General features: G+C 66.6%; 19 protein-coding genes. 11 read left to right on the top strand and 8 right to left on the bottom strand.

The genetic code is table 11. The features are described 5' to 3' along the window. Positions 1 to 7: 7 nt before the first annotated feature. Positions 8 to 1,207 (bottom strand): mandelate racemase/muconate lactonizing enzyme family protein, encoded by a 1,200-nt coding sequence (locus AB6806_RS15395; protein WP_162720138.1) that lies wholly within the window; start codon positions 1,205 to 1,207, stop codon positions 8 to 10. Positions 1,208 to 1,389: 182 nt separating this feature from the next. On the opposite strand from AB6806_RS15395, the gene AB6806_RS15400 reads away from it, so the two are divergent. From AB6806_RS15400 to AB6806_RS15425, 6 genes are all read left to right on the top strand, one after another. Continuing rightward, positions 1,390 to 2,151: a GntR family transcriptional regulator gene (locus AB6806_RS15400; RefSeq protein ID WP_038366701.1), complete on the top strand. Its 762-nt coding sequence runs from the start codon at positions 1,390 to 1,392 to the stop codon at positions 2,149 to 2,151. 28 nt (positions 2,152 to 2,179) lie between these two features. Next, on the top strand, positions 2,180 to 3,157 hold the full coding sequence (locus AB6806_RS15405; protein ID WP_142022256.1) for a 2-hydroxyacid dehydrogenase: 978 nt from the start codon (positions 2,180 to 2,182) through the stop codon (positions 3,155 to 3,157). Between the two features lie 90 nt (positions 3,158 to 3,247). Continuing rightward, a complete protein-coding gene (locus AB6806_RS15410) occupies positions 3,248 to 4,051 on the top strand; it encodes a transporter substrate-binding domain-containing protein (protein WP_038366695.1) in 804 nt (267 codons plus the stop codon). A 114-nt stretch (positions 4,052 to 4,165) separates the two neighbouring features. Next, entirely contained in the window at positions 4,166 to 4,825 is a 660-nt protein-coding gene (locus AB6806_RS15415) for an amino acid ABC transporter permease (RefSeq protein ID WP_051988399.1), read from the top strand. Continuing rightward, positions 4,825 to 5,478: an amino acid ABC transporter permease gene (locus AB6806_RS15420; RefSeq protein WP_038366689.1), complete on the top strand. Its 654-nt coding sequence runs from the start codon at positions 4,825 to 4,827 to the stop codon at positions 5,476 to 5,478. The genes AB6806_RS15415 and AB6806_RS15420 overlap by 1 nt, the downstream gene beginning before the upstream one ends. After that, positions 5,459 to 6,190, top strand: coding sequence for an amino acid ABC transporter ATP-binding protein (locus tag AB6806_RS15425; protein ID WP_038366686.1), 732 nt, complete (start codon positions 5,459 to 5,461; stop codon positions 6,188 to 6,190). Before AB6806_RS15420 ends, AB6806_RS15425 begins: the two co-directional genes overlap by 20 nt. 19 nt (positions 6,191 to 6,209) lie before the next feature. Here AB6806_RS15425 and AB6806_RS15430 read toward each other — a convergent pair whose 3' ends face one another. After that, positions 6,210 to 6,620 (bottom strand): nuclear transport factor 2 family protein, encoded by a 411-nt coding sequence (locus tag AB6806_RS15430; RefSeq protein ID WP_370954878.1) that lies wholly within the window; start codon positions 6,618 to 6,620, stop codon positions 6,210 to 6,212. Positions 6,621 to 6,736: 116 nt separating this feature from the next. Between AB6806_RS15430 and AB6806_RS15435 the strand changes: the two genes are divergently transcribed. Next, on the top strand, positions 6,737 to 8,107 hold the full coding sequence (locus AB6806_RS15435) for an aminotransferase-like domain-containing protein (RefSeq protein ID WP_370954879.1): 1,371 nt from the start codon (positions 6,737 to 6,739) through the stop codon (positions 8,105 to 8,107). Between the two features lie 18 nt (positions 8,108 to 8,125). Here AB6806_RS15435 and AB6806_RS15440 read toward each other — a convergent pair whose 3' ends face one another. The 5 genes from AB6806_RS15440 to AB6806_RS15460 all read right to left on the bottom strand — a co-directional run bounded on the left by AB6806_RS15440 (position 8,126) and on the right by AB6806_RS15460 (position 13,664). Further along, a complete protein-coding gene (locus AB6806_RS15440) occupies positions 8,126 to 8,530 on the bottom strand; it encodes a DUF983 domain-containing protein (protein ID WP_038366678.1) in 405 nt (134 codons plus the stop codon). A gap of 121 nt (positions 8,531 to 8,651) precedes the next feature. Then, positions 8,652 to 10,049, bottom strand: a complete 1,398-nt coding sequence (lpdA, locus tag AB6806_RS15445; protein ID WP_370954880.1) for a dihydrolipoyl dehydrogenase — start codon at positions 10,047 to 10,049, stop codon at positions 8,652 to 8,654. A gap of 12 nt (positions 10,050 to 10,061) precedes the next feature. Then, complete coding sequence (locus AB6806_RS15450) at positions 10,062 to 11,384, bottom strand: dihydrolipoamide acetyltransferase family protein (protein ID WP_370954881.1); 1,323 nt, start codon at positions 11,382 to 11,384, stop codon at positions 10,062 to 10,064. Next, positions 11,384 to 12,400, bottom strand: coding sequence for an alpha-ketoacid dehydrogenase subunit beta (locus AB6806_RS15455; protein WP_370954882.1), 1,017 nt, complete (start codon positions 12,398 to 12,400; stop codon positions 11,384 to 11,386). Before AB6806_RS15455 ends, AB6806_RS15450 begins: the two co-directional genes overlap by 1 nt. A 4-nt stretch (positions 12,401 to 12,404) precedes the next feature. After that, a complete protein-coding gene (locus AB6806_RS15460; protein ID WP_370954883.1) occupies positions 12,405 to 13,664 on the bottom strand; it encodes a 3-methyl-2-oxobutanoate dehydrogenase (2-methylpropanoyl-transferring) subunit alpha in 1,260 nt (419 codons plus the stop codon). Positions 13,665 to 13,891: 227 nt separating this feature from the next. On the opposite strand from AB6806_RS15460, the gene AB6806_RS15465 reads away from it, so the two are divergent. Further along, a complete protein-coding gene (locus AB6806_RS15465; protein WP_142022261.1) occupies positions 13,892 to 14,389 on the top strand; it encodes an Lrp/AsnC family transcriptional regulator in 498 nt (165 codons plus the stop codon). Positions 14,390 to 14,593: 204 nt separating this feature from the next. Here the strand turns inward: AB6806_RS15465 and AB6806_RS15470 are convergent, their stop codons facing one another. After that, a complete protein-coding gene (locus AB6806_RS15470) occupies positions 14,594 to 15,625 on the bottom strand; it encodes an LLM class flavin-dependent oxidoreductase (RefSeq protein WP_370954884.1) in 1,032 nt (343 codons plus the stop codon). Positions 15,626 to 15,834: 209 nt separating this feature from the next. Between AB6806_RS15470 and AB6806_RS15475 the strand changes: the two genes are divergently transcribed. From AB6806_RS15475 to AB6806_RS15485, 3 genes are all read left to right on the top strand, one after another. After that, the gene (locus AB6806_RS15475) at positions 15,835 to 16,749 is read left to right on the top strand and encodes a LysR family transcriptional regulator (protein ID WP_370954885.1); all 915 of its coding nucleotides are present in this window, start codon (positions 15,835 to 15,837) and stop codon (positions 16,747 to 16,749) included. A gap of 227 nt (positions 16,750 to 16,976) precedes the next feature. Then, a complete protein-coding gene (locus AB6806_RS15480) occupies positions 16,977 to 17,453 on the top strand; it encodes an NAD(P)H-dependent oxidoreductase subunit E (protein ID WP_370954886.1) in 477 nt (158 codons plus the stop codon). Next, positions 17,450 to 19,015, top strand: a complete 1,566-nt coding sequence (locus tag AB6806_RS15485; protein ID WP_370954887.1) for a formate dehydrogenase beta subunit — start codon at positions 17,450 to 17,452, stop codon at positions 19,013 to 19,015. The genes AB6806_RS15480 and AB6806_RS15485 overlap by 4 nt, the downstream gene beginning before the upstream one ends. Positions 19,016 to 19,020 lie beyond the last annotated feature (5 nt).

Below are 19,020 nucleotides of genomic sequence, written 5' to 3' on the forward strand. Positions count from 1 at the left end.
CGTCATCTCAGAGGCTGGAGCGGCGGACCGTCAGGTCCGAGCGCTCGAACACCGCCGGCAGCAATTCGACGCCGAGGCCCGGCGCCTCCATCGGGTAGACATAGCCTCCCTCGATCCGCGGCATCTCGGTGACCAGCTCCTTGTACCAGCCGGTGTAGAAGGCGCGTACCGATTCCTGGATCAGCGTGTTGGGCTGGCTGAAGGAGGCGTGGATCGCCGCGATGAAGCCGACCGGGCCGATGCAGTCATGCGGCGCGAAGGGGCGGTGATAGGTCTCCGCCATCGCCGCGATCTTGCGGCCCTCGGTGAGCCCGCCGGTCCAGCACAGATCGGCCATCACGACATGCATCGCGTCGCGGTCGAGCATGTCCTTGTAGGGGAAGCGCGAGCCCAGCGTCTCGCTCGCGGTCACCGAGACTTTGGTCGAGCGGGCGAATTCGGCCAGCGCCTGCGGCGAGTTCATCCGGATCGGGTCCTCATACCAGCTCGGCTCGTACTGCTCGAGCACGCGGGCGATCTTGATCGCGGTCGGCAGGTTCCAGAGCGAGTGGAACTCGACCATGATTTCCATCTTGTCGCCGACGGCCTTGCGGATCTTCTCGAAGGGCTCGCAGGCCTTGCGCATCTGGTCGGGCGTGATGAACAGGCCCTGGTTCTCGATCGCCGGGGGATCGAAGGGCCAGATCTTCATCGCGGTGATGCCGCTTTCGAGCAGGCTTTCGGCGACCTCGTCGGCACGGGTCATGAAGCCGTGCAGGTCTTCATAGGGGCCCTCGGAGTGCCCGAAATTCCAGGTCGAGACCGGCTTGATGTTGTGCGAGCGGACATATCCATAGCCGGCACAGGTGTTGTAGATGCGCTGCTTGTCGCGGCAGAGGCCGCCCAGCATCTGGTGGACCGGCTGGCCGCAGACCTTGCCGAAGATGTCCCAGAGCGCGATGTCGACGGCCGAGGTCGCGCGCGATTCCGCACCCGTCGAGGCCTGCGCCATCGGCAGGTTGGTCATCTCCTTGTGCAGCGCCTCGATATGCAGCGGGTTCTTGCCGAGGAGCCGCATGGCGAGCGTGTCGTGGAGATGGGCCTCTACCGAGGCCGCGCCATAGAAGGTCTCGCCGAGGCCGATCACCCCCGCATCGGTGTGCACGCGCACCCAGAGGACATTGGCGAACTCCTCGGTCCGCAACGTCTCGATCGCTGTGATTTTCAAAGTCCGCCTCCCTGGCGAGGGCTGGCTTCGACTTTGGTCGTGCCCTCCCATCCTTTACCCGCGCTTCCGTCGGCCTAGGATGGCGACGGAGCGTGCCGACCATAAGAGCGCTTGTAAAATATCACAACATGTTTATCGTCGCCGGCAAGCATGGGCCGGCAAGAGCCCGCTGCGGAGGAAACATGGCAAGACGCAAGGAGGAGCCGAAGCTCGCCGAGCTCGATGCGCTCGAGCCGCTGCCGCGCCGCAACCGCCTGAACTTCTTCGAACTGGCTTATGAACGCATCGAGTCGATGCTGATAGATTGCCAGCTCAAGCCCGGCCGCCTGCTGACGATGCAGGATCTGCAGGATCTGACCGGCTTCGGCCGCACCCCCGTCCACCACGCCGTCAACCGGCTCGCGGCGGACACGCTGATCAATATTCGCCCCCGGCATGGGCTCCAGATCGCGCCGATCGACCTGGCGCGCGAACGCGTGCTGCTCAAGCTGCGCGGCGATCTCGAGCGCTTCGTCGCGCGGCTCGCCGCCGAGCGCGCCGGGCCGACCCACCGCAACCAGATGCTGCATATGGCCCGGCTGCTCCGCGACCGCCGCGAGGAGCTGACGCTCGCCGAATTCAACAGCCTCGACCGGCGCATCGACCAGATGATCCTGGCGGCGGCGGGCGAGCCTTTCCTCGAGCATACGCTGAGGCCGCTGCACACCATCTTCCGGCGCATCGGCTTCATCCATCACAGCTACATGCCCGGCCAGCATAATCTGGACGGGACCATCGACCACCATCTCGCCCTGCTCAACGGCATCGCCTCGTCGCAGGCCGAGCGCGCCATCGCCGCCTCCGAAAAGCTGATCGCCTTCGTCGACACCATGTTCGACGAGATGGAGGAGAACATCGATCCCTCCCTGCTCGACTGCAGCGTCGAGCCGCTGCTGCCCCGCTAAACTCCCGAACCGCCGGACATCCGAGACCATGCGCATCATCTTCCACGGCGAGAACGCCGCCAGCTTCAGCCACGGCTTCGCCGACCTGCTCGGCGGGCCGGCCGAGATCCAATTGCTGCCGGATGTGCTGGAGACCGAGGCAGAGCAGGCGGCCTATGCGCAGGCGCAGGCCATCATCGGCGTGAAGTTCGACGCGAGCCTGCCGGTGCCGGCGGGGCTCAAGCTCTTCCATGTGCCGGGCGCCGGCTACGATGCCGTCAATCTCGACCTGCTGCCGGCTTCCGCCGCCGTGTGCAACTGCTTCGGCCACGAGCAGGCCATCGCGGAATATGTGATGAGCGCCCTCCTCGCCCGCGCGATCCCGCTCGCCGACGCCGACCGGCGGCTGCGCCAGGGCGACTGGGCCTATTGGGCCGGCGCGCCGGAGCGGGTGCATGACGAGATCGCCGGCCGGACCATCGGCCTCCTCGGCTTCGGCCATATCGGCAAGGCGATCGCCGCCCGCGCCAAGGCCTTCGAGATGCAGGTGCATGTCGCCAACCGAAGCCCGGTCGCACCCTCGCCCCTCGTCGACCGCGCCTTCACCCTGGACCAGCTCGCTGCCTTCTGCGGCTCGGTCGATGTCGTCGTCGTCTCGGTGCCGCTGACGGAGGAGACCAAGGGCATCGTCGGCGCCGCGGCCTTCGCGGCGATGCGTCCTGACGCCGTCGTGGTCAATGTCGGGCGCGGGCCGACCATCGACGAAGAGGCGCTTTACGACGCCCTGAAGAGCCGCCGCATCGGCGGCGCGATCATCGACACCTGGTACCGTTATCCACAGGCTGGGGATGCCACGCCGCTGCCGTCGAAACTGCCTTTCCACGAGCTTTCAAACGTTTTAATGACCCCGCATATGTCCGGCTGGACCAGCGGAACGATCCGGCGGCGCCAGGCGGTCATTGCTGGTAACATCAGGCGCCGTTTCTCCGGCGAGCCGCTGGAGAACGTCGTCCGAAGGGGACAGTGAACCGAGAGGCATAACCACTTCTCGCCCATCAACCGGCCACAAGAAGCCGGGGACCAATCAGCGCGAATGCACCACAACGGGAGACGTCCAGTGAATATCCTCAAGCGTATCAAGATCGCCGGCGTGGCTCTCGCGCTCGGCGCCGGCATGTTCGCGGCGAGCCAGGCCTCGGCCCAGTCGATCACCGACATCATCAAGCGCGGCTCGGTCAAGATCGGCGTACTGATCGGCGCCCCGCCCTATGGCTCGGTCGACTCGCAGGGCAACGCCATCGGCTATGACGCCGACGTCATCGCGCTGATCGGCAAATATCTCGGCGTCAAGGTCGAGATGGTGCAGCTCACCCCGCCGGCCCGCATCCCGGCGCTGGAGGCCAACAAGGTCGACTTCCTCGTCGCCACGCTGGCGCCCACGCCCGAGCGCGCCAAGGCGGTGATGTTCTCCATCCCCTACAGCGCCTTCCAGACCGGCATCTACGCCAAGAAGAACGTCGCCATCAAAACCTGGGACGACCTCAAGGGCCGCAAGGTCGGCGTCAACCGCGGCTCCAGCGTCGAGCGCGAGTTCACCAGCCGCGAGAAGGAGCTGAACCTCACCATCCTGCGCTTCGAGGACGACGCCACCACCATGCAGGCGCTGTTCTCCGGCCAGGTCGAGGCCATCGCCGGCCCCGACGCCCAGGCCAACGCCGCCATGAAGGCGCGCGGCGAGACCGAGACCGAGCTGAAGTTCGTGTTCGGCGTGCAGCCGAACTCGATGACCATGCGCAAGGACGCCTGGGAGCTGCGCCAGTGGCTCAACAACTTCATCTACTACGTCAAGCAGAACGGCGAGCTCGACGCGATCGCGCAGAAGTGGGTCGGCAGCCCGCTGCCGCCGCTGCCGACCTTCTGATCCAACCCTCCGATCGGACCTGCCGGCGCGCCTGAGCGCGCGCCGGCGACCCTCGACCTCGCAGGCCGAAGGAGCGCGCCGTTGCTCTTCCAAGACGTCCTTTCCAAATGGCCGATGATCCTGCACGGGGTCTGGCTCACGATCGCGCTGTCCTTCGTCGCGATCGCGCTCGGCCTCGTCCTGGCGACGGGCATGACCGCGCTGCGCAGCCTCGCGGGCAGCTGGGCCGGCTATCTCGTCGACGCCTATGTCGAACTGATGCGCAACACGCCCTTCCTGGTACAGCTCTTCATGATCTTCTTCGGGCTGCCGCAGTTGGGTATCCGCCTGAACGGGCTCGAAGCCTCCGTTCTGGCGATGACGCTCAATCTCGCCGCCTACGCCACCGAGATCATCCGGGCCGGCGTCGATTCCATCCATAAATCGCAGATCGAGGCCGGTCTCGCGCTCGCAATGACCAAGTGGCAGGTGCTGAAGCATGTCATCCTGCAGCCGGCCTTCGCCCGCGTCTGGCCGGCGCTGTCGAGCCAGTTCGTGCTGATGATGCTGGCCTCCAGCATCTGCTCCTTCGTCTCGGTGCAGGAATTGTCCGGAACGGCGGCGATCATCGAGCAGGACACGTTCCGCTCGTTCGAGACCTATATCGTCGTCACCGTGCTCTACCTCGTGCTGGCGCTCTCCTTCAAACTCTTCCTGAACTGGCTCGGCCGAAAGCTCTTCCCGCAGGTGTCGGGCCTTGCCCGGCTCACCGAAGCGCATGGGGAGGCCGCCTGATGCAGACCTTCGGTTGGCCCGAGGCCTATTTCATCCTGCGCTCCGCCGGCTGGACGCTGGCGCTCACGGCAATCGCCTTCTTCATCGGCAGCATCATCGGCGGCGTCTTCGCGATCATGCGCCTGTCGCGGCTCCGGTGGCTGCGCCGCTTCGCCGCCAGCTACATCCTGGTGATCCAGTCGATCCCGGTGCTGATGGTGCTGTTCATGAGCTATTACGGGCTCTCGGCGCTCGGCATCGAACTGCCGCCCTTCCTCGCGGCCTCCGCCTCGCTGTCGATCTATGTCTCGGCCTATCTCGCCGAGATCTGGCGCGGATCGATCGAATCCGTGCCGCGCCAGCAATGGGAGGCCTCGGCCTCGCTGGCGCATACGACGGCGCAGACCTACCGCCATGTCATCCTGCCGCAGGCGGTCCGGATCTCGCTGCCACCGACGGTCGGCTTCCTCGTCCAGCTCGTGAAGAACACCTCGATCGTCCAGGTCGTCGGCTTCGTCGACCTGATGCGCGCCGGCATGCTGGTCAACAACGCGACCTATCAGGCCTTCCAGATCTTCAGCCTGGTCGCGCTGATCTATTTCGCGATCTGCTTCCCACTGTCCCGGCTCAGCCGCCATCTCGAAAAGGTGATGAATGCCAGCCGTTCTCATTGAAGACATCCACAAGCGCTTCGGCTCGCTGGAGGTGCTGAAGGGCGTCTCGCTCAGCGTCGAGGCCGGCCAGGTGGTCGCCATCATCGGGCGCTCCGGCTCGGGCAAGTCGACGCTGCTGCGCTGCATCAACGGGCTCGAGAGCTTCCATGCCGGCAAGATCGAGGTCGCCGGGCACCTGACGACGCAGGATCCGAAGAAGCTGCGCGAATTGCGCAAGGATGTCGGCATCGTCTTCCAGAGCTACAATCTGTTCCCGCACCTCACGGTGGGACAGAACATCATGCTTTCGCCGCGCATCACCAAGGACGTGCCGCAGGCCGAGGCGCTGGCGCTGGCCAAGGAGGTGCTGGCGCAGGTCGGCTTGTCCGAGAAGTTCGACAGCTATCCGGACAATCTCTCCGGTGGCCAGCAGCAGCGCGTCGCCATCGCCCGCTCGCTGGCGATGAAGCCGAAGGTGATGCTGTTCGACGAGGTCACCTCGGCGCTCGATCCGGAACTGACCGGCGAGGTGCTGCTCGTCATGGAGAAGCTCGCCAAGGGCGGCATGACCATGCTGCTCGTGACCCACGAGATGAACTTCGCCCGCACGGTCGCGAACACCACCGTGTTCATGCATCAGGGCAAGATCTGGGAGCAGGGTCCGTCGAAGGAGCTCTTCGCCAACCCGCAGACGCCGGAGCTCAAGGCCTTCGTCAGCGCCGGCGCGCATTGAGCCTCGGCGGCCACGCCCGTCATGGCACCGGCTCGACCGGCCTCCAGGCCGTGGCCGTATCGTAGAAGAAGCGCTCTTCGACGATGCGGTCGCCGCGCCAGCGCTGGATCGCAAGCTCGTCGAGCCGGCGCGTGACACCGTCCTTGCCCGTCGCGTCGAAGGTCCAGTGGACGACCACCCGGTCGCCATCGACCAGCACGGCGCGCGGCGGATGGGTGTGCATGCGCTCAAGGCGCGCGAGCGCCCGCGCCTCATGCTCCATCAGCAGATCCCGGCCGCGCCGTGGCTCGGCCATGTTCTCCTGCATGGAAGCGTCTTCCCAGTAGAAATCGCGGATCGCCGCGACATGATCGCCTCCGACAACGGCCGCGACATGATCGCCTCCGACAACGGCCGCGATGAAATCCTCGACACGCGAACGCTCGGGCATAGCTCTTCTCCAGAGAGAGGCCCTCGTTCTCGCAAGGGCGGAGGCACTGGCTTGTCAGCAGCGGCTGCGCTATCGACGCATACAATAGCAAGAATGTATGGCATGAGGGATCAGCCATGGCGCAAGCCGCGACAATGCCGTCATGGCTCGGTGAGCTCGACCCCGCTGCCGGGCCGCGCTACCTGCAAATCGTCGGGCTGATCGAACGCGCTGTCTCGGATGGACGCCTGCGGCCCGGTGACCGGTTGCCGCCTCAGCGGAAACTGGCCGAACTCCTCGAGGTCGACCTCACCACTGTGACCCGCGCCTTCGGCGAGGCGCGCGAGCGCGGGCTGCTCGATGCGGTGACGGGGCGCGGCTCCTTCATCTCGACCCGGCAGGAAGAGGCCGGCCCGCCGCTCGACCTGAGCATGACAATCCCGCCCGCGCCAAAAGGCGTGCGGCTGGGCGAGATGATGGAACGCGGCATCGCCGAGTTGCTGGCGCGCAGCAACGCCGACCAGCTGATGAACTACCATGCCGGGGGCGGCTCGCTGGCGGAGCGGGCGGCCGGCGCGGCCTGGCTTGCACCTTTGCTGGGTGCCCTGCCGCCGCAAAGGATCGTGGTGGCGCCCGGCGCCCAGACCGCACTCACCGCCCTGTTCCAGATGCTCGCCGCCCCCGGCGACACCGTCCTGATGGAACCGCTCGCCTATCCCGGCCAGATCGACGCGGCCCGCCGGCGCAGCCTCGCCATTGCACCGGTGGCGGAGGACGGCGATGGCCCCTTGCCGCAGGCGCTGGAGGAAGCCGCCCGCCGTTCCGGTGCCCGGCTGTTCTGCCTGACGCCGACGCTGCACAACCCGACCTGCCGGACTGTTCCACTCGGACGGCGGCAGGAGATCGCAGCCATGGCGCGCAAGCTCGACCTCACCCTGATCGAGGACGACCCTTACAGCCTGCTTGCGGGTGATGCACCGCCGCCCCTCGCCGTGCTGGCCCCGGAGCGGACATGGCATGTCGCGACCTTGTCGAAGGTGCTCACCCCCGGCCTGCGCACTGCCTTCGTCGTGCTGCCCGACGGTATCGAGGGCGACGGGCTTGTTGCTGCGTTGCGGGCCGTGGCGCTGATGCCGGCTCCCTTGATGACGGCTCTCGCCGCCCACTGGATCAGGATCGGTGCCGCGCAGGATTTGCTCGACGGAGTGCGCCGCGAGGCGGCCGAGCGGCAGGCGCTGGCGCGTGCGATCCTGCCCGCTTCGATGCAAGCGCATCCGCATGCGCTGCATCTCTGGCAGCCGCTGCCACCGCATCGGGACCGGCACCGGCTGATCGAGAGCGCGCGTCAGGCAGGGCTCGGCGTGATGGCCTCGGATGCGTTCGCGACGGGCGAACAGGTGCCGGACGCGATCCGGGTCGCGCTCGGAGCCGTGCCCGAGCGCGCGCGCCTTGCCGAGGCGCTGCGCCTGCTCGCCGGAATCATCGCCGGGGAACGCGCGCCGGCCTGAGCCGAGCCAATGGCCGAGTCAGGCGGCGGGGCTGTCCTTCGGCGTGGCGGGAGCCGCGAGGCGCCCTTCCTCGGCCTTGTGGAAGAACTGCGAGGCGACGAGCCAGCCCTTCAAGGGTTGCAAGGGCGGGATACAGGTCAGCAGGATCAACGGCAGCGTCGTGACGAGATGCACCCAGGTCGGCGGGTTGTAGTTCAATTCCAGCCAGAGCGGGAAAGCCGCCGCGGGGATGCAGACGAACATCATCACGAAGAAGGCCGGACCATCGGCCGGGTCGGCGAAGGAATAGTCGAGGCCGCAGACCTCGCATTTCGGCTTCAGCTTCAGGAAGCTCTCGAACATCTTGCCCTGCCCACAGCGCGGGCAGCGGCCGCGCAGGCCGGTCTGGAGCGGAGAGAGTGGCGGCCAATGCTCGCCGGACATGGAATGTCTCCTCGGGACGGCGCCGTTCGCTCGGCGTCGCCCCTCAGATCACCCTCGATACAGACAATGTCAAGATTGTATGCATCTTAGCTGGCGACCTGCGCGGATCGGTCGCGGCTCCTCAGATGTGCAGGGCGTGGCCGAGCGCCTTCATCGCGGCCTCCGGGAAGGCCTCGCCAAGCGTCGGATGGGCGTGGATCGTGCCGGCGATATCCTGCAGCGTCGCGCCCATCTCGATCGCGAGGCCGAAGGCGGCCGAGAGTTCCGAGACACCTTGCCCGACTGCCTGGATGCCCAGCACCAAGTCGCTACCGGCCTGCGCCACCACGCGCACGAAGCCGACCTCGGCATGGCGGGTCATGGCCCGGCCATTGGCGGCGAAGGGGAACTGGCCGATCTTGAGCTCGTGGCCGGCGCGCTTGGCCTCGTCTGGCGAGAGGCCGACCGAGACAATCTCGGGATCGGTGAAGCAGATCGCCGCGATGCCGCGCTTGTCCCAGGCGCGGGCTAAGCCGGCGACGATCTCCGCCACCATCTCGCCCTGCGCCATGGCGCGATGCGCCAGCATCGGCTCGCCGGTGACGTCGCCGATGGCGTAGATGCCGCGCATCGCCGTCTCGCAACGCTCGCCAATGCGGATGAAGCGGCCATCCATGTCTAGCACGAGGTTTTCAAGGCCGAGACCATCGGTGACCGGCTTGCGGCCGACCGTCACCAGGATCTTGTCGGCCGGCAGGCTGCGCTCCTTGCAATCGGCCGTCTCGATGCGCAGGCCGTCGCCTTTGGGCGTCGGCCCGAGCGCCTTGGCGCCGGTCAGCACCTCGACGCCAAGCGCGGTCAGGCGTTTGGAGATGGGGCCGGTCAGCTCGGCATCGTAGAGCGGCAGGATCTTGTCCTGCGCCTCGACGACGGTGACCTTGGCTCCGAGCTTGGCGAAGGCTGTGCCCAGCTCCAGCCCGATATAGCCGCCGCCGACGACGACGAGGCGCTTCGGCACCTCCGTCAGCGCCAGCGCGCCGGTCGAGGAGATCACATTCCCACCGAAGGGTAGGAAGGGCAGCTCCACCGGGGCGGAGCCGGTCGCAATGACAATGGCCTCGGCCTGGATCGTCTTCGGCCCGGTCTCGGTCTCGACGACCACGGTCTTGCCGTCGCGGAAGCGGGCCTTGCCGTGGACGATCTTGACCTTGGCCTTGCGCAGCAGCGCCGCGACGCCGTTGTTGAGGCGCTGGACGATGCCGTCCTTCCAGGCCACCGCCTGCTTCAGGTCGAGCTTCGGCTCGGCCGCCGTCAGGCCGAAGGGCGTCTTGCCGGCCGCTGCTTCCGCCGCCTTCTCGAACTCCTCGGCGACATGGATCATCGCCTTGGACGGGATGCAGCCGACATTGAGGCAGGAGCCGCCGAGCTTGGTGCTCTCGACGATCACGGTGTCGATGCCGAGCTGGCCGGCGCGGATGGCGCAGACATAGCCGCCGGGGCCGGCGCCGATGACGAGGAGCTTGCAGGTGATTTCGGTCATGGGCAGCGCTCCTCAGATGTCCACGAAGAGCGTGGCCGGGTTCTCCAGCAGCTCCTTCAGCCGCTGCACGAAGACGGCGGCGTCCCAGCCATCGATGACGCGGTGGTCGAAGCTGGAGGAGAGGTTCATCATCTTGCGCGGCACGAAGGTGGTGCCGTCCCAGACCGGACGCACGACCATCTTGTTGACGCCGACGATGGCAACTTCCGGGTAGTTGATCACCGGCGTGGTCGCGATGCCGCCGAGTGCGCCGAGCGACGTGATGGTGATGGTCGAGCCGGTGAGCTCGTCGCGGGTCGCGGTGCCCTGCCGGCCGCGCTCGGCAAGGCGGGCAAGCTCGATGCCGCAGCCCCAGAGATCGCGCGCCTCGGCATGTTTCACCACCGGCACGATCAGGCCGGTCGGCGTCTGCGTGGCGATGCCGATATTGATCGCGGCATGCTGGCGCACGATGCCGGCATCGTCGTCATAGAGCGCGTTCAGCGCCGGCTGCTCGGCGAGCGCCTTGACCATGGCCCGCATCAGGAAGGGCAGAAGCGTCAGCTTCGGCCGCTCCGGCGTCGGCTTCTTGTTCAGCGTGGCGCGCAAATCCTCCAGCGGCGAGACGTTGACTTCTTCGACGATGGTGATGTGCGGGATGCGCGATTTCGACAGCGCCATCTTCTCGGCGATGCGGCGGCGCAGGCCGACGACCTTCACCTCGGTGACGGCGCTCTGCTCGACGAGCCCGCCGCCACGCGCCGGCTCCGGGCCGCGCAACAAGAAGGCGTCGATATCCTGATGGGTGATGCGACCGGCAAGGCCCGTGCCCTGGACCTGACGCAGATCGACCCCGGCCTCGCGCGCCTTCAGGCGCACGGCCGGCGAGGCCAGCGGCTTCTCGCCCGGTGCGCGGCGCTGGATGGGGGCCGCGTCGGCACGCATAGGCTTGGGAGCCGGCTGAGGCGGTACTGCCGGCTTGACGGGAGCTGCCGATGCAGCAGGCTTCTCCGCCTTGGGCGCCGGAGCGGCTGCAACAGGTGCCGGCTTCTCGGCAGGCGCTTCCTCGGCAGGCGCTTCCTCGGCAGGCTCTTCAGCCACCGCGCCTTCAGCGCCCGCCACCTTCAGCTTCACGATGGCCGAGCCGATCGCGACGGTGTCGCCGACCTCGGCGCCGACCCAGGTGACCTCGCCCTCGACCGGCGACGGAATCTCGACCGTCGCCTTGTCGGTCATCACGGCGGCGAGCAGATCGTCCTCGCGGACGATGTCGCCGACCTTGACGTGCCACTCGACGAGTTCGGCTTCCGCGATGCCCTCGCCGACATCCGGCAGCTTGATGATGCGCTCGACCATCAGCGTGCCTCCATGATGTCTTGCAGCGCCTGACTGAGGCGAGCCGGACCGGGGAAATAGTCCCATTCCTGCGCATGCGGATAGGGCGTATCCCAGCCGGTAACGCGCATCACCGGCGCCTCCAGATGGTAGAAGCAGTGCTCCTGCACCAGCGCCGTAAGCTCGCCGCCGAAACCTGAGGTGAGCGTCGCCTCGTGCAGCACGATGCAGCGGCCGGTCTTCTGGACCGAGGCGACGATCGCCTCGAGATCGAGCGGAACGAGCGTGCGAAGGTCGATCACCTCGGCATCGATGCCGGTATCCTCGGCCGCCGCCAGCGCGACATGGACCATGGTGCCATAGGCGAGGATGGTGACGGCGGAGCCTTCGCGACGCGTCACCGCCTTGCCGAGCGGCACGGTGTAATGGCCCTCCGGCACCTCGGCGAGCTCATGCTTCGACCAGGCCGTGACCGGGCGGTCGTGATGGCCATCGAAGGGGCCGTTATAGAGCCGCTTCGGCTCCAGGAAGATCACCGGGTCGGGGTCCTCGATCGCGGCGATCAGCAGACCCTTGGCGTCGTAGGGGTTGGAGGGAACGATCGTCTTCAGGCCGGAGACATGGGTGAAGAGCGCTTCCGGGCTCTGGCTATGGGTCTGGCCGCCGAAGATGCCGCCGCCGGTCGGCATGCGGATCACCATCGGACAGGTGAAGTCGCCGGCCGAGCGGTAGCGCAGGCGGGCGGCCTCGGAGACGATCTGGTCATAGGCCGGGTACATGTAGTCGGCGAACTGGATCTCGACGCAGGGTTTCAGGCCATAGGCCGCCATGCCGATGGCGGTGCCGACGATGCCGGCCTCGCTGATCGGCGCGTCGAAGCAGCGCGACATCCCGTATTTCTGCTGCAGCCCGTGGGTGCAGCGGAAGACGCCGCCGAAAAAGCCGACATCCTCGCCGAAGACCACGACATCGTCGTCGCGGCCCATGGAGACGTCCATGGCGGAGCGGATCGCCTCGATCATCGTCATGCGTGCCATCGGGTCAGACTCCGATCTGCTGGCGCTGGCGGCGCAGATGCGGCGGCAGCTCGGCATAGACGTCCTCGAAGATGTCGCGCGCCGAGGGCTTGCCGCCGGAATGCAGCGTGCCGAAGCTCTCGGCCTCCTTCTGCGCGGCGATGACGGTGGCGAGGATCTCGGCCTCCGCCTGCTTGTGGCGCTCCTCCGACCAGGCGCCGACCGCGATCAGATGCTGCTTCAGGCGGATCAGCGGATCGCCGAGCGGCCAATCGTCGGATTCGTGCTTGGGGCGATAGGCGGACGGGTCGTCCGAGGTGGAATGGGCGCCGGCGCGATAGGTGACGTATTCGACCAGCGTCGGCCCAAGATTGCGGCGGGCGCGCTCGACCGCCCATTGCGCGACGGCATAGACCGCAAGGTAGTCGTTGCCGTCGACGCGCAGCGCCGGGATGCCGAAACCGAGGCCGCGTGCCGCGAAGGTGCCGGAGCCGCCGCGCGCGATGCCCTGGAAGGTCGAGATCGCCCACTGGTTGTTGACGACGTTGAGGACGACCGGGGCCTTGTAGGTCGAGGCGAAAACCAGCGCGGCGTGGAAATCCGATTCCGCCGTCGAGCCGTCGCCGATCCAGGCGGCGGCGATGCGGGTGTCGTTCTTGATCGCCGAGGCCATCGCCCAGCCGACGGCCTGTACGTATTGCGTCGCGAGATTGCCGGAGATCGAGAAGAAACCGTGCTCCTTGGAGGAGTACATCACCGGCAATTGCCGGCCCTTCATCGGGTCGCGCTCGTTCGAGTAGATCTGGCACATCATGTCGACGAGCGGGTAGTCGTTCGCGATCAGCAGGCCCGCCTGGCGATAGGTCGGAAAGTTCATGTCGCCGGGCTGGAGCGCGATGCGGAAGGCGCAACTCACCGCCTCCTCGCCGGTGTGCTGCATGTAGAACGAGGTCTTGCCCTGGCGCTGCGCCATCTGCATGCGCCCGTCGAAGGTGCGCAGCGTCATCATGTGGCGTAGCCCCCGGATCAGATCGTCATGCGAGAGATCGGGCACCCAGGGGCCGACCGCCTCGCCCTCGCGGTTGAGGACGCGGATGATCGAATAGGCAAGGTCGCGGATATCCTTGGGGTCGACATCGACGGGCGGGCGCGCGACGGAGCCGGCCTTCGGGATCACGACATGGGAGAAGTCTGGCTTCTCGCCCGGGCGACTCGCCGGTTTGGGGACATGGAACTGCAGTGGCTGGGTTACTGCCGGCGCCTGGCCTGCCTTGTCGCTGCTCATGAGCGCCTCCATCCCTGTCGCCGCCAGCATTCCGCCTTTGCCGGCGTCCGGCAAGGCGTTCCGTCAACGGTGCTGCCATGCCCTGCGACCGCAGCCGCCGGCAATCGTTCCCCTTGCAACCAACGCTAGCTCCACCGCCCCGGAGGTTCCTTCCGAATTTGCCGGCATCCCGGAAGCGTGACAGAAGATCATTCTGACTTGTAGCCAAAACCCAGAATGATCACCCGATGAATAAAAAGAGCCAGAAGAGTCCTGCTCTCGATCCGATCGATCGCAAGATTCTTGCTGCATTGCGGGATGACGGCAGGCTCACCACCCAGGCCCTGGCCGAAAAGGTCGGCCTGTCGCCCTCGCCCTGCTGGACGCGGGTGAAGCGGCTGGAGGAGGCCGGCGTCATCGAGAAGTACGTCGCCCTGCTCGATCATCAGGCTCTCGGCTACAACAATGTCGTCTTCGTCGAGATCACGCTCGACAAGCATGACGACAAGGTGCTCGACCAGTTCGCCGAGGCGCTGGTGAAGGCGCCGGAGGTGGTCGAGGCGCATCTGGTCACCGGCGAATACGACTATCTCGCCAAGGTCGTGGTCAGCGGCACCGACCACTACGAGCGCTTCCTGCGCGGCACGATCTACCGCATTCCGGGGGTCAGGCAGACGCGGACGACCTTCGGCCTGAGGGCGCTGAAGCGGACGCTGTCGGTCGATCCGCTGAAGGTTGTGGGGTGAGCGGTGTCGTCGATGTCAGACGCGGGGAACCCCTCTCCCGGATGGGAGAGGGGCAGGGGTGAGGGCCTGGCGCTGATCGTTAAAAACGGGGCAGTGCCGTTGCGCCCTCAGTGCTGAGGACGAGCCCTCATCCGGCCCTCCGGGCCACCTTCTCCCATTCGGGAGAAGGAAAAAGCGTCGCGGTACCAGAGTCTGACTGGCGCCTTACGCCAGCATCTCCCGCACCAGGGGCACGACCTTCTCGCCATAGAGCCGGATGCACTCCATCGCCTTCTCATGCGCCAGCGGGCCCGCGCTGTACTTGAGCTGGAACCGAGCGATGCCCAGCCCCTTTGCGGTTGCCGCGATCTTGCGGGCGACCGTCTCGGGCGAGCCCAAATAGAGCGAGCCGCGCGCGACCTCCTGCTCGAACTCGTCACGGCCCATCGGCGGCCAGCCGCGCTCGGCGCCGATGCGGTCGCGCATCTGCTTGTAGGCCGGGAAGAACTCCTCCTTGGCCTGCTCGTCGGTCGCAGCGACATAGCCCGGCGAATGCACGCCGACGGGCTTGGCCGGCTTGCCGATCTGGCCATAGGCGCGATGATACAAGTCGACGAAGGGCTTGAAGCGCAGCGGGTCGCCGCCGATGATGGCGAGCATCAAGGGCAGGTCGTAGCGCACCGCGCGCACCACCGATTCCGGGCTGCCGCCGACGCCGATCCAGGTCTTGAGCGGGCCGTTCTCGACCGGCGGATAGACGAGCTGGTCCTTCAGCGGCGGCCGGATCGAGCCCTGCCAGGTCAACGGCTCCTGCGGCAGCAGGCCGACGAAGAGATCGAGCTTCTCCTCGAACAGCTTCTCGTAATCGCGCAGGTCGAGCCCGAAGAGCGGGAAGGACTCCGTGAAGGAGCCGCGACCGAGAATGACCTCGGCGCGCCCGTTCGAGAGCGCATCGACCGTCGAAAAGCGCTGGAAGACGCGGATCGGATCGTCCGAGCTCAGCACCGTGACGGCCGAGCCCAGCTTGATGCGGCTGGTGCGCGTGGCCATGCCGGCCAGCACCGTCTCCGGCGAGGAGACCGCGAAATCGGCACGGTGATGCTCCCCGACGCCGATGAAATCGATGCCGACCTGATCGGCCAGGACGGCTTCGTCGACGAGATTGCGGATCACCTGCGCATGCGGCAGCGGCTTGCCGTCCGCCCCGTTGGTGACGTCGCCGAAAGTGTCGAGTCCGAATTCCAGTTCCTGTGCCATGATCATCCCGAGGCCGCGACGCGACCCTTTGCCTGCCGGCCATCCCGGCTCCCCGCAGTTAGGGTCGGGGTTGCTGCAGCGCAATTCTCGAGGCGTTGCCCTGCCAGCAACAAGCTGTTTGCAGGATTGCAACCGCCGCGCTTGCATCGCCCGCGCAAGCTGCCGATGCTCGGGCGCGCGGCGCTCTCGGCCGCCTCCGAGCCGAAACCATGATCATTCGCCAATTAGTCTATCTCGACGCGCTCGCGCGCGAAAAACATTTCCGCCGCGCGGCCGAGGCCTGCCATGTCTCGCAGCCGACGCTTTCGGCCGCGATCGTGCAGCTCGAGGAAGAGCTCGGCGTGATGATCGTCGAGCGCGGGCGGCGCTTCCAGGGCTTCACCAAGGAGGGTGAGGTCGTGCTCGCCCATGCCAGGCGCATCCTGGCCGAGGCCGAGGTGATGAAGGATTCGATCGCGGAGCTGCGCGAGGGCGTCTCCGGCCGGATCAGGCTCGGCGCGATCCCGACCGCGCTGCCGATGATCGCCCATATCACCGCGCCCTTCTCGGAGCGCTATCCGGCGGTGTCGCTCACCGTGCTCTCGCTGACCTCGCAGGAAATCCAGCAGGGCATCGACGATTTCGAACTCGATGTCGGGCTGACCTATCTCGACAACGAGCCGCTCGACCGGGTGATTTCGAAGCCGATCTATCAGGAATCCTATGTGCTGCTGACGCGCGAGGACGGGCCGTTCGGCGCGCGCGACACCATCACCTGGGCCGAGGCCGCCGAGCAAAAGCTCTGCCTGCTCACAGGCGACATGCAGAACCGGCGCATCATCGACGGCATCTTCCGCTCGGTCGGCACGGCGCCACGGCCGATGATCGAGACCAACTCGATCTTCAACCTCTGCTCGCATGCCGGCATCCAGGGCATCGCCAGCATCGTCTCGCTGCAATTGCTGGAGTTCTTCGGCGTGCCGCTCGGGACGAAAGCGCTGTCGCTGGTCGAGCCGGAGGCGCAGCGCACGATCGGGCTGATCGTGGCGGACCGGCAGCCGGTGGCGCCGCTCGCGCGCAACCTCCTGATGATGACGAAGCCGGTCACCGATGCCGGGCTGCCGCGCCGCCCCATCATTCGATAGCCTTCGCCTATCGTCTTAGAAGCAGCGCAGCATTGTGCGGCGCAAAACGGCCCATCAGAAGAATTTTTGGAGCCTGTCAAACCTGCATCGTGACGGGCGCGGACCCATATCGCGTATTTTGATAGCTAAAAACTATCACACATTCGAAAGAAACGATTTGAAATCATTCCAGTTTCAACCACCCTCCCCATAACGAGCGCCCGGCGAACCGTGCCTATGGAGGAAAGATGGCGGCTTATCCGGCCTGGGATCAGGACAGTGCGCGCATGATCGTGGCGGGGCTGGCGCATCTCGAAGGCGCCACGCTGCCAATGTTGCACGCCCTTCAGGACGAGTTCGGCTATGTCGACCCTCAGGCCGTGCCGCTGATCGCGGAGGCGCTTAACCTGTCGCGTGCCGAGGTCCATGGCGCGATCTCCTTCTATCACGACTTCAAGACCGCCCCGCAGCCGGCCCGCATCGTCAAGCTCTGCCGGGCCGAGGCCTGCCAGGCTTTGGGCTGCGAGAGCGTGGTCGACGAGCTTGCCCGCAACCATGGCATCGCGGTCGACGACCACCATGCCGGCGACGCCATCGTCGAAACGGTGTATTGTCTCGGTAATTGCGCGCTCGGGCCCTCGGCCCTGGTCGATGGCGAACTGATCGGGCGCGTCGATGCCGCCCGCATTGCCGGGCTCTGCCAGCACGGAAAGGCGCATTCATGAGCGCCGCACCGGTCCGCATCTTCGTTCCCATCGACGCCGCCGCCCTGTCGGTCGGCGCGGAAGCCGTCGCGCAGGCCATCGCCTTTGAGGCGACGACGCGCGGGCTTTCCGTCGAGATCGTCCGCAACGGCTCGCGCGGCATGCTCTGGCTGGAGCCGATGGTCGAGGTCGAGACGAACGAAGGACGCATCGCCTACGGGCCGGTCGCGGCGAAGGATGTCGCCTCGCTTTTCGATGCCGGCTTCGTCTCGAGCGGCGCGCACGCCTTGCGCCTCGGCAAGACCGAAGAACTCGACTGGATGAAGCGCCAGCAGCGCCTCACCTTCGAGCGCGTCGGCGTCATCGACCCGCTTTCGATCGCGGATTACCGCGCCCATGGCGGCTTCAAGGGGCTGGAGAAGGCGCTGGCGCTCACCGGCGGCGAGATCGTCGAGGCGGTGAAGGCATCGGGCCTGCGCGGCCGCGGCGGCGCCGGCTTCCCGACCGGCATCAAGTGGAAGACCGTCCACGACGCCAAGGCAGAGCAGAAATACATCGTCTGCAATGCCGATGAGGGCGATAGCGGCACCTTCGCCGACCGTATGCTGTTCGAAGGCGACCCCTATCTCGTGATCGAGGGCATGGCGATCGCCGCGATCGCGGTCGGGGCGACGCGCGGCTATATCTATCTGCGCTCGGAATATCCGCATGCCCATCGCATGCTCCAGCGCGCGATTCTGAAGGCTGAAGCCGCCGGAATGATCGGCGCCTCGGTTCTGGGCTCGGAGCACGCCTTCCATCTGGAAGTGCGGCTCGGGGCCGGTGCCTATATCTGCGGCGAGGAGACCTCGCTGCTCGAAAGCCTCGAAGGCAAGCGCGCCATCGTCCGGGCCAAGCCGCCGCTACCGGCGTTGCAGGGCCTGTTCGGCAAGCCGACCGTCGTCAACAACGTGCTCTCCTTCGCCGCCGTGCCGTGGATCCTCGACCATGGTGCGCAGGCCTATGCCGACTACGGCATGGGCCGCTCGCGCGGCACGCTGCCGATCCAGCTCGGCGGCAATGTCAGGCGCGGCGGGCTGATCGAACTCGCCTTCGGCATCAGCTTGCGCGAGATCATCGAGGATATGGGCGGCGGCACGCTGTCGGGCCGGCCGATCCGGGCCGTGCAGGTCGGTGGGCCGCTCGGCGCCTATCTCACGGCCGGGCAGCTCGACGTGCAGATGGATTACGAGGCGCTCGCTGCGATGCGCGCGATGCTCGGCCATGGCGGCATCGTCGTTTTCGACGACAGCGTCGACATGGCCAAACAGGCGCGCTTCGCCTTCGAATTCTGCGCCAAGGAAAGCTGCGGCAAGTGCACGCCCTGCCGGATCGGCGCGACCCGCGGCGTCGAGACGATGGACCGCATCATCGCCGGCACTGAGGTTCCCAAGAACATCGCCGTGCTGCGGGATCTCTCGAAGCTGATGACCGACGCCTCGCTCTGCGCCATGGGCGGCCTGACCCCGATGCCGGTGCTGAGCGCGCTCAACCATTTCCCCGAGGATTTCGACCGTCCTCCGCTGCCCCTGGCAGCCGAGTGAGGAGG

This window comes from Allobosea sp. RCC_152_1 (assembly GCF_041360765.1).
Lineage (GTDB): Bacteria > Pseudomonadota > Alphaproteobacteria > Rhizobiales > Beijerinckiaceae > Allobosea > Allobosea spartocytisi.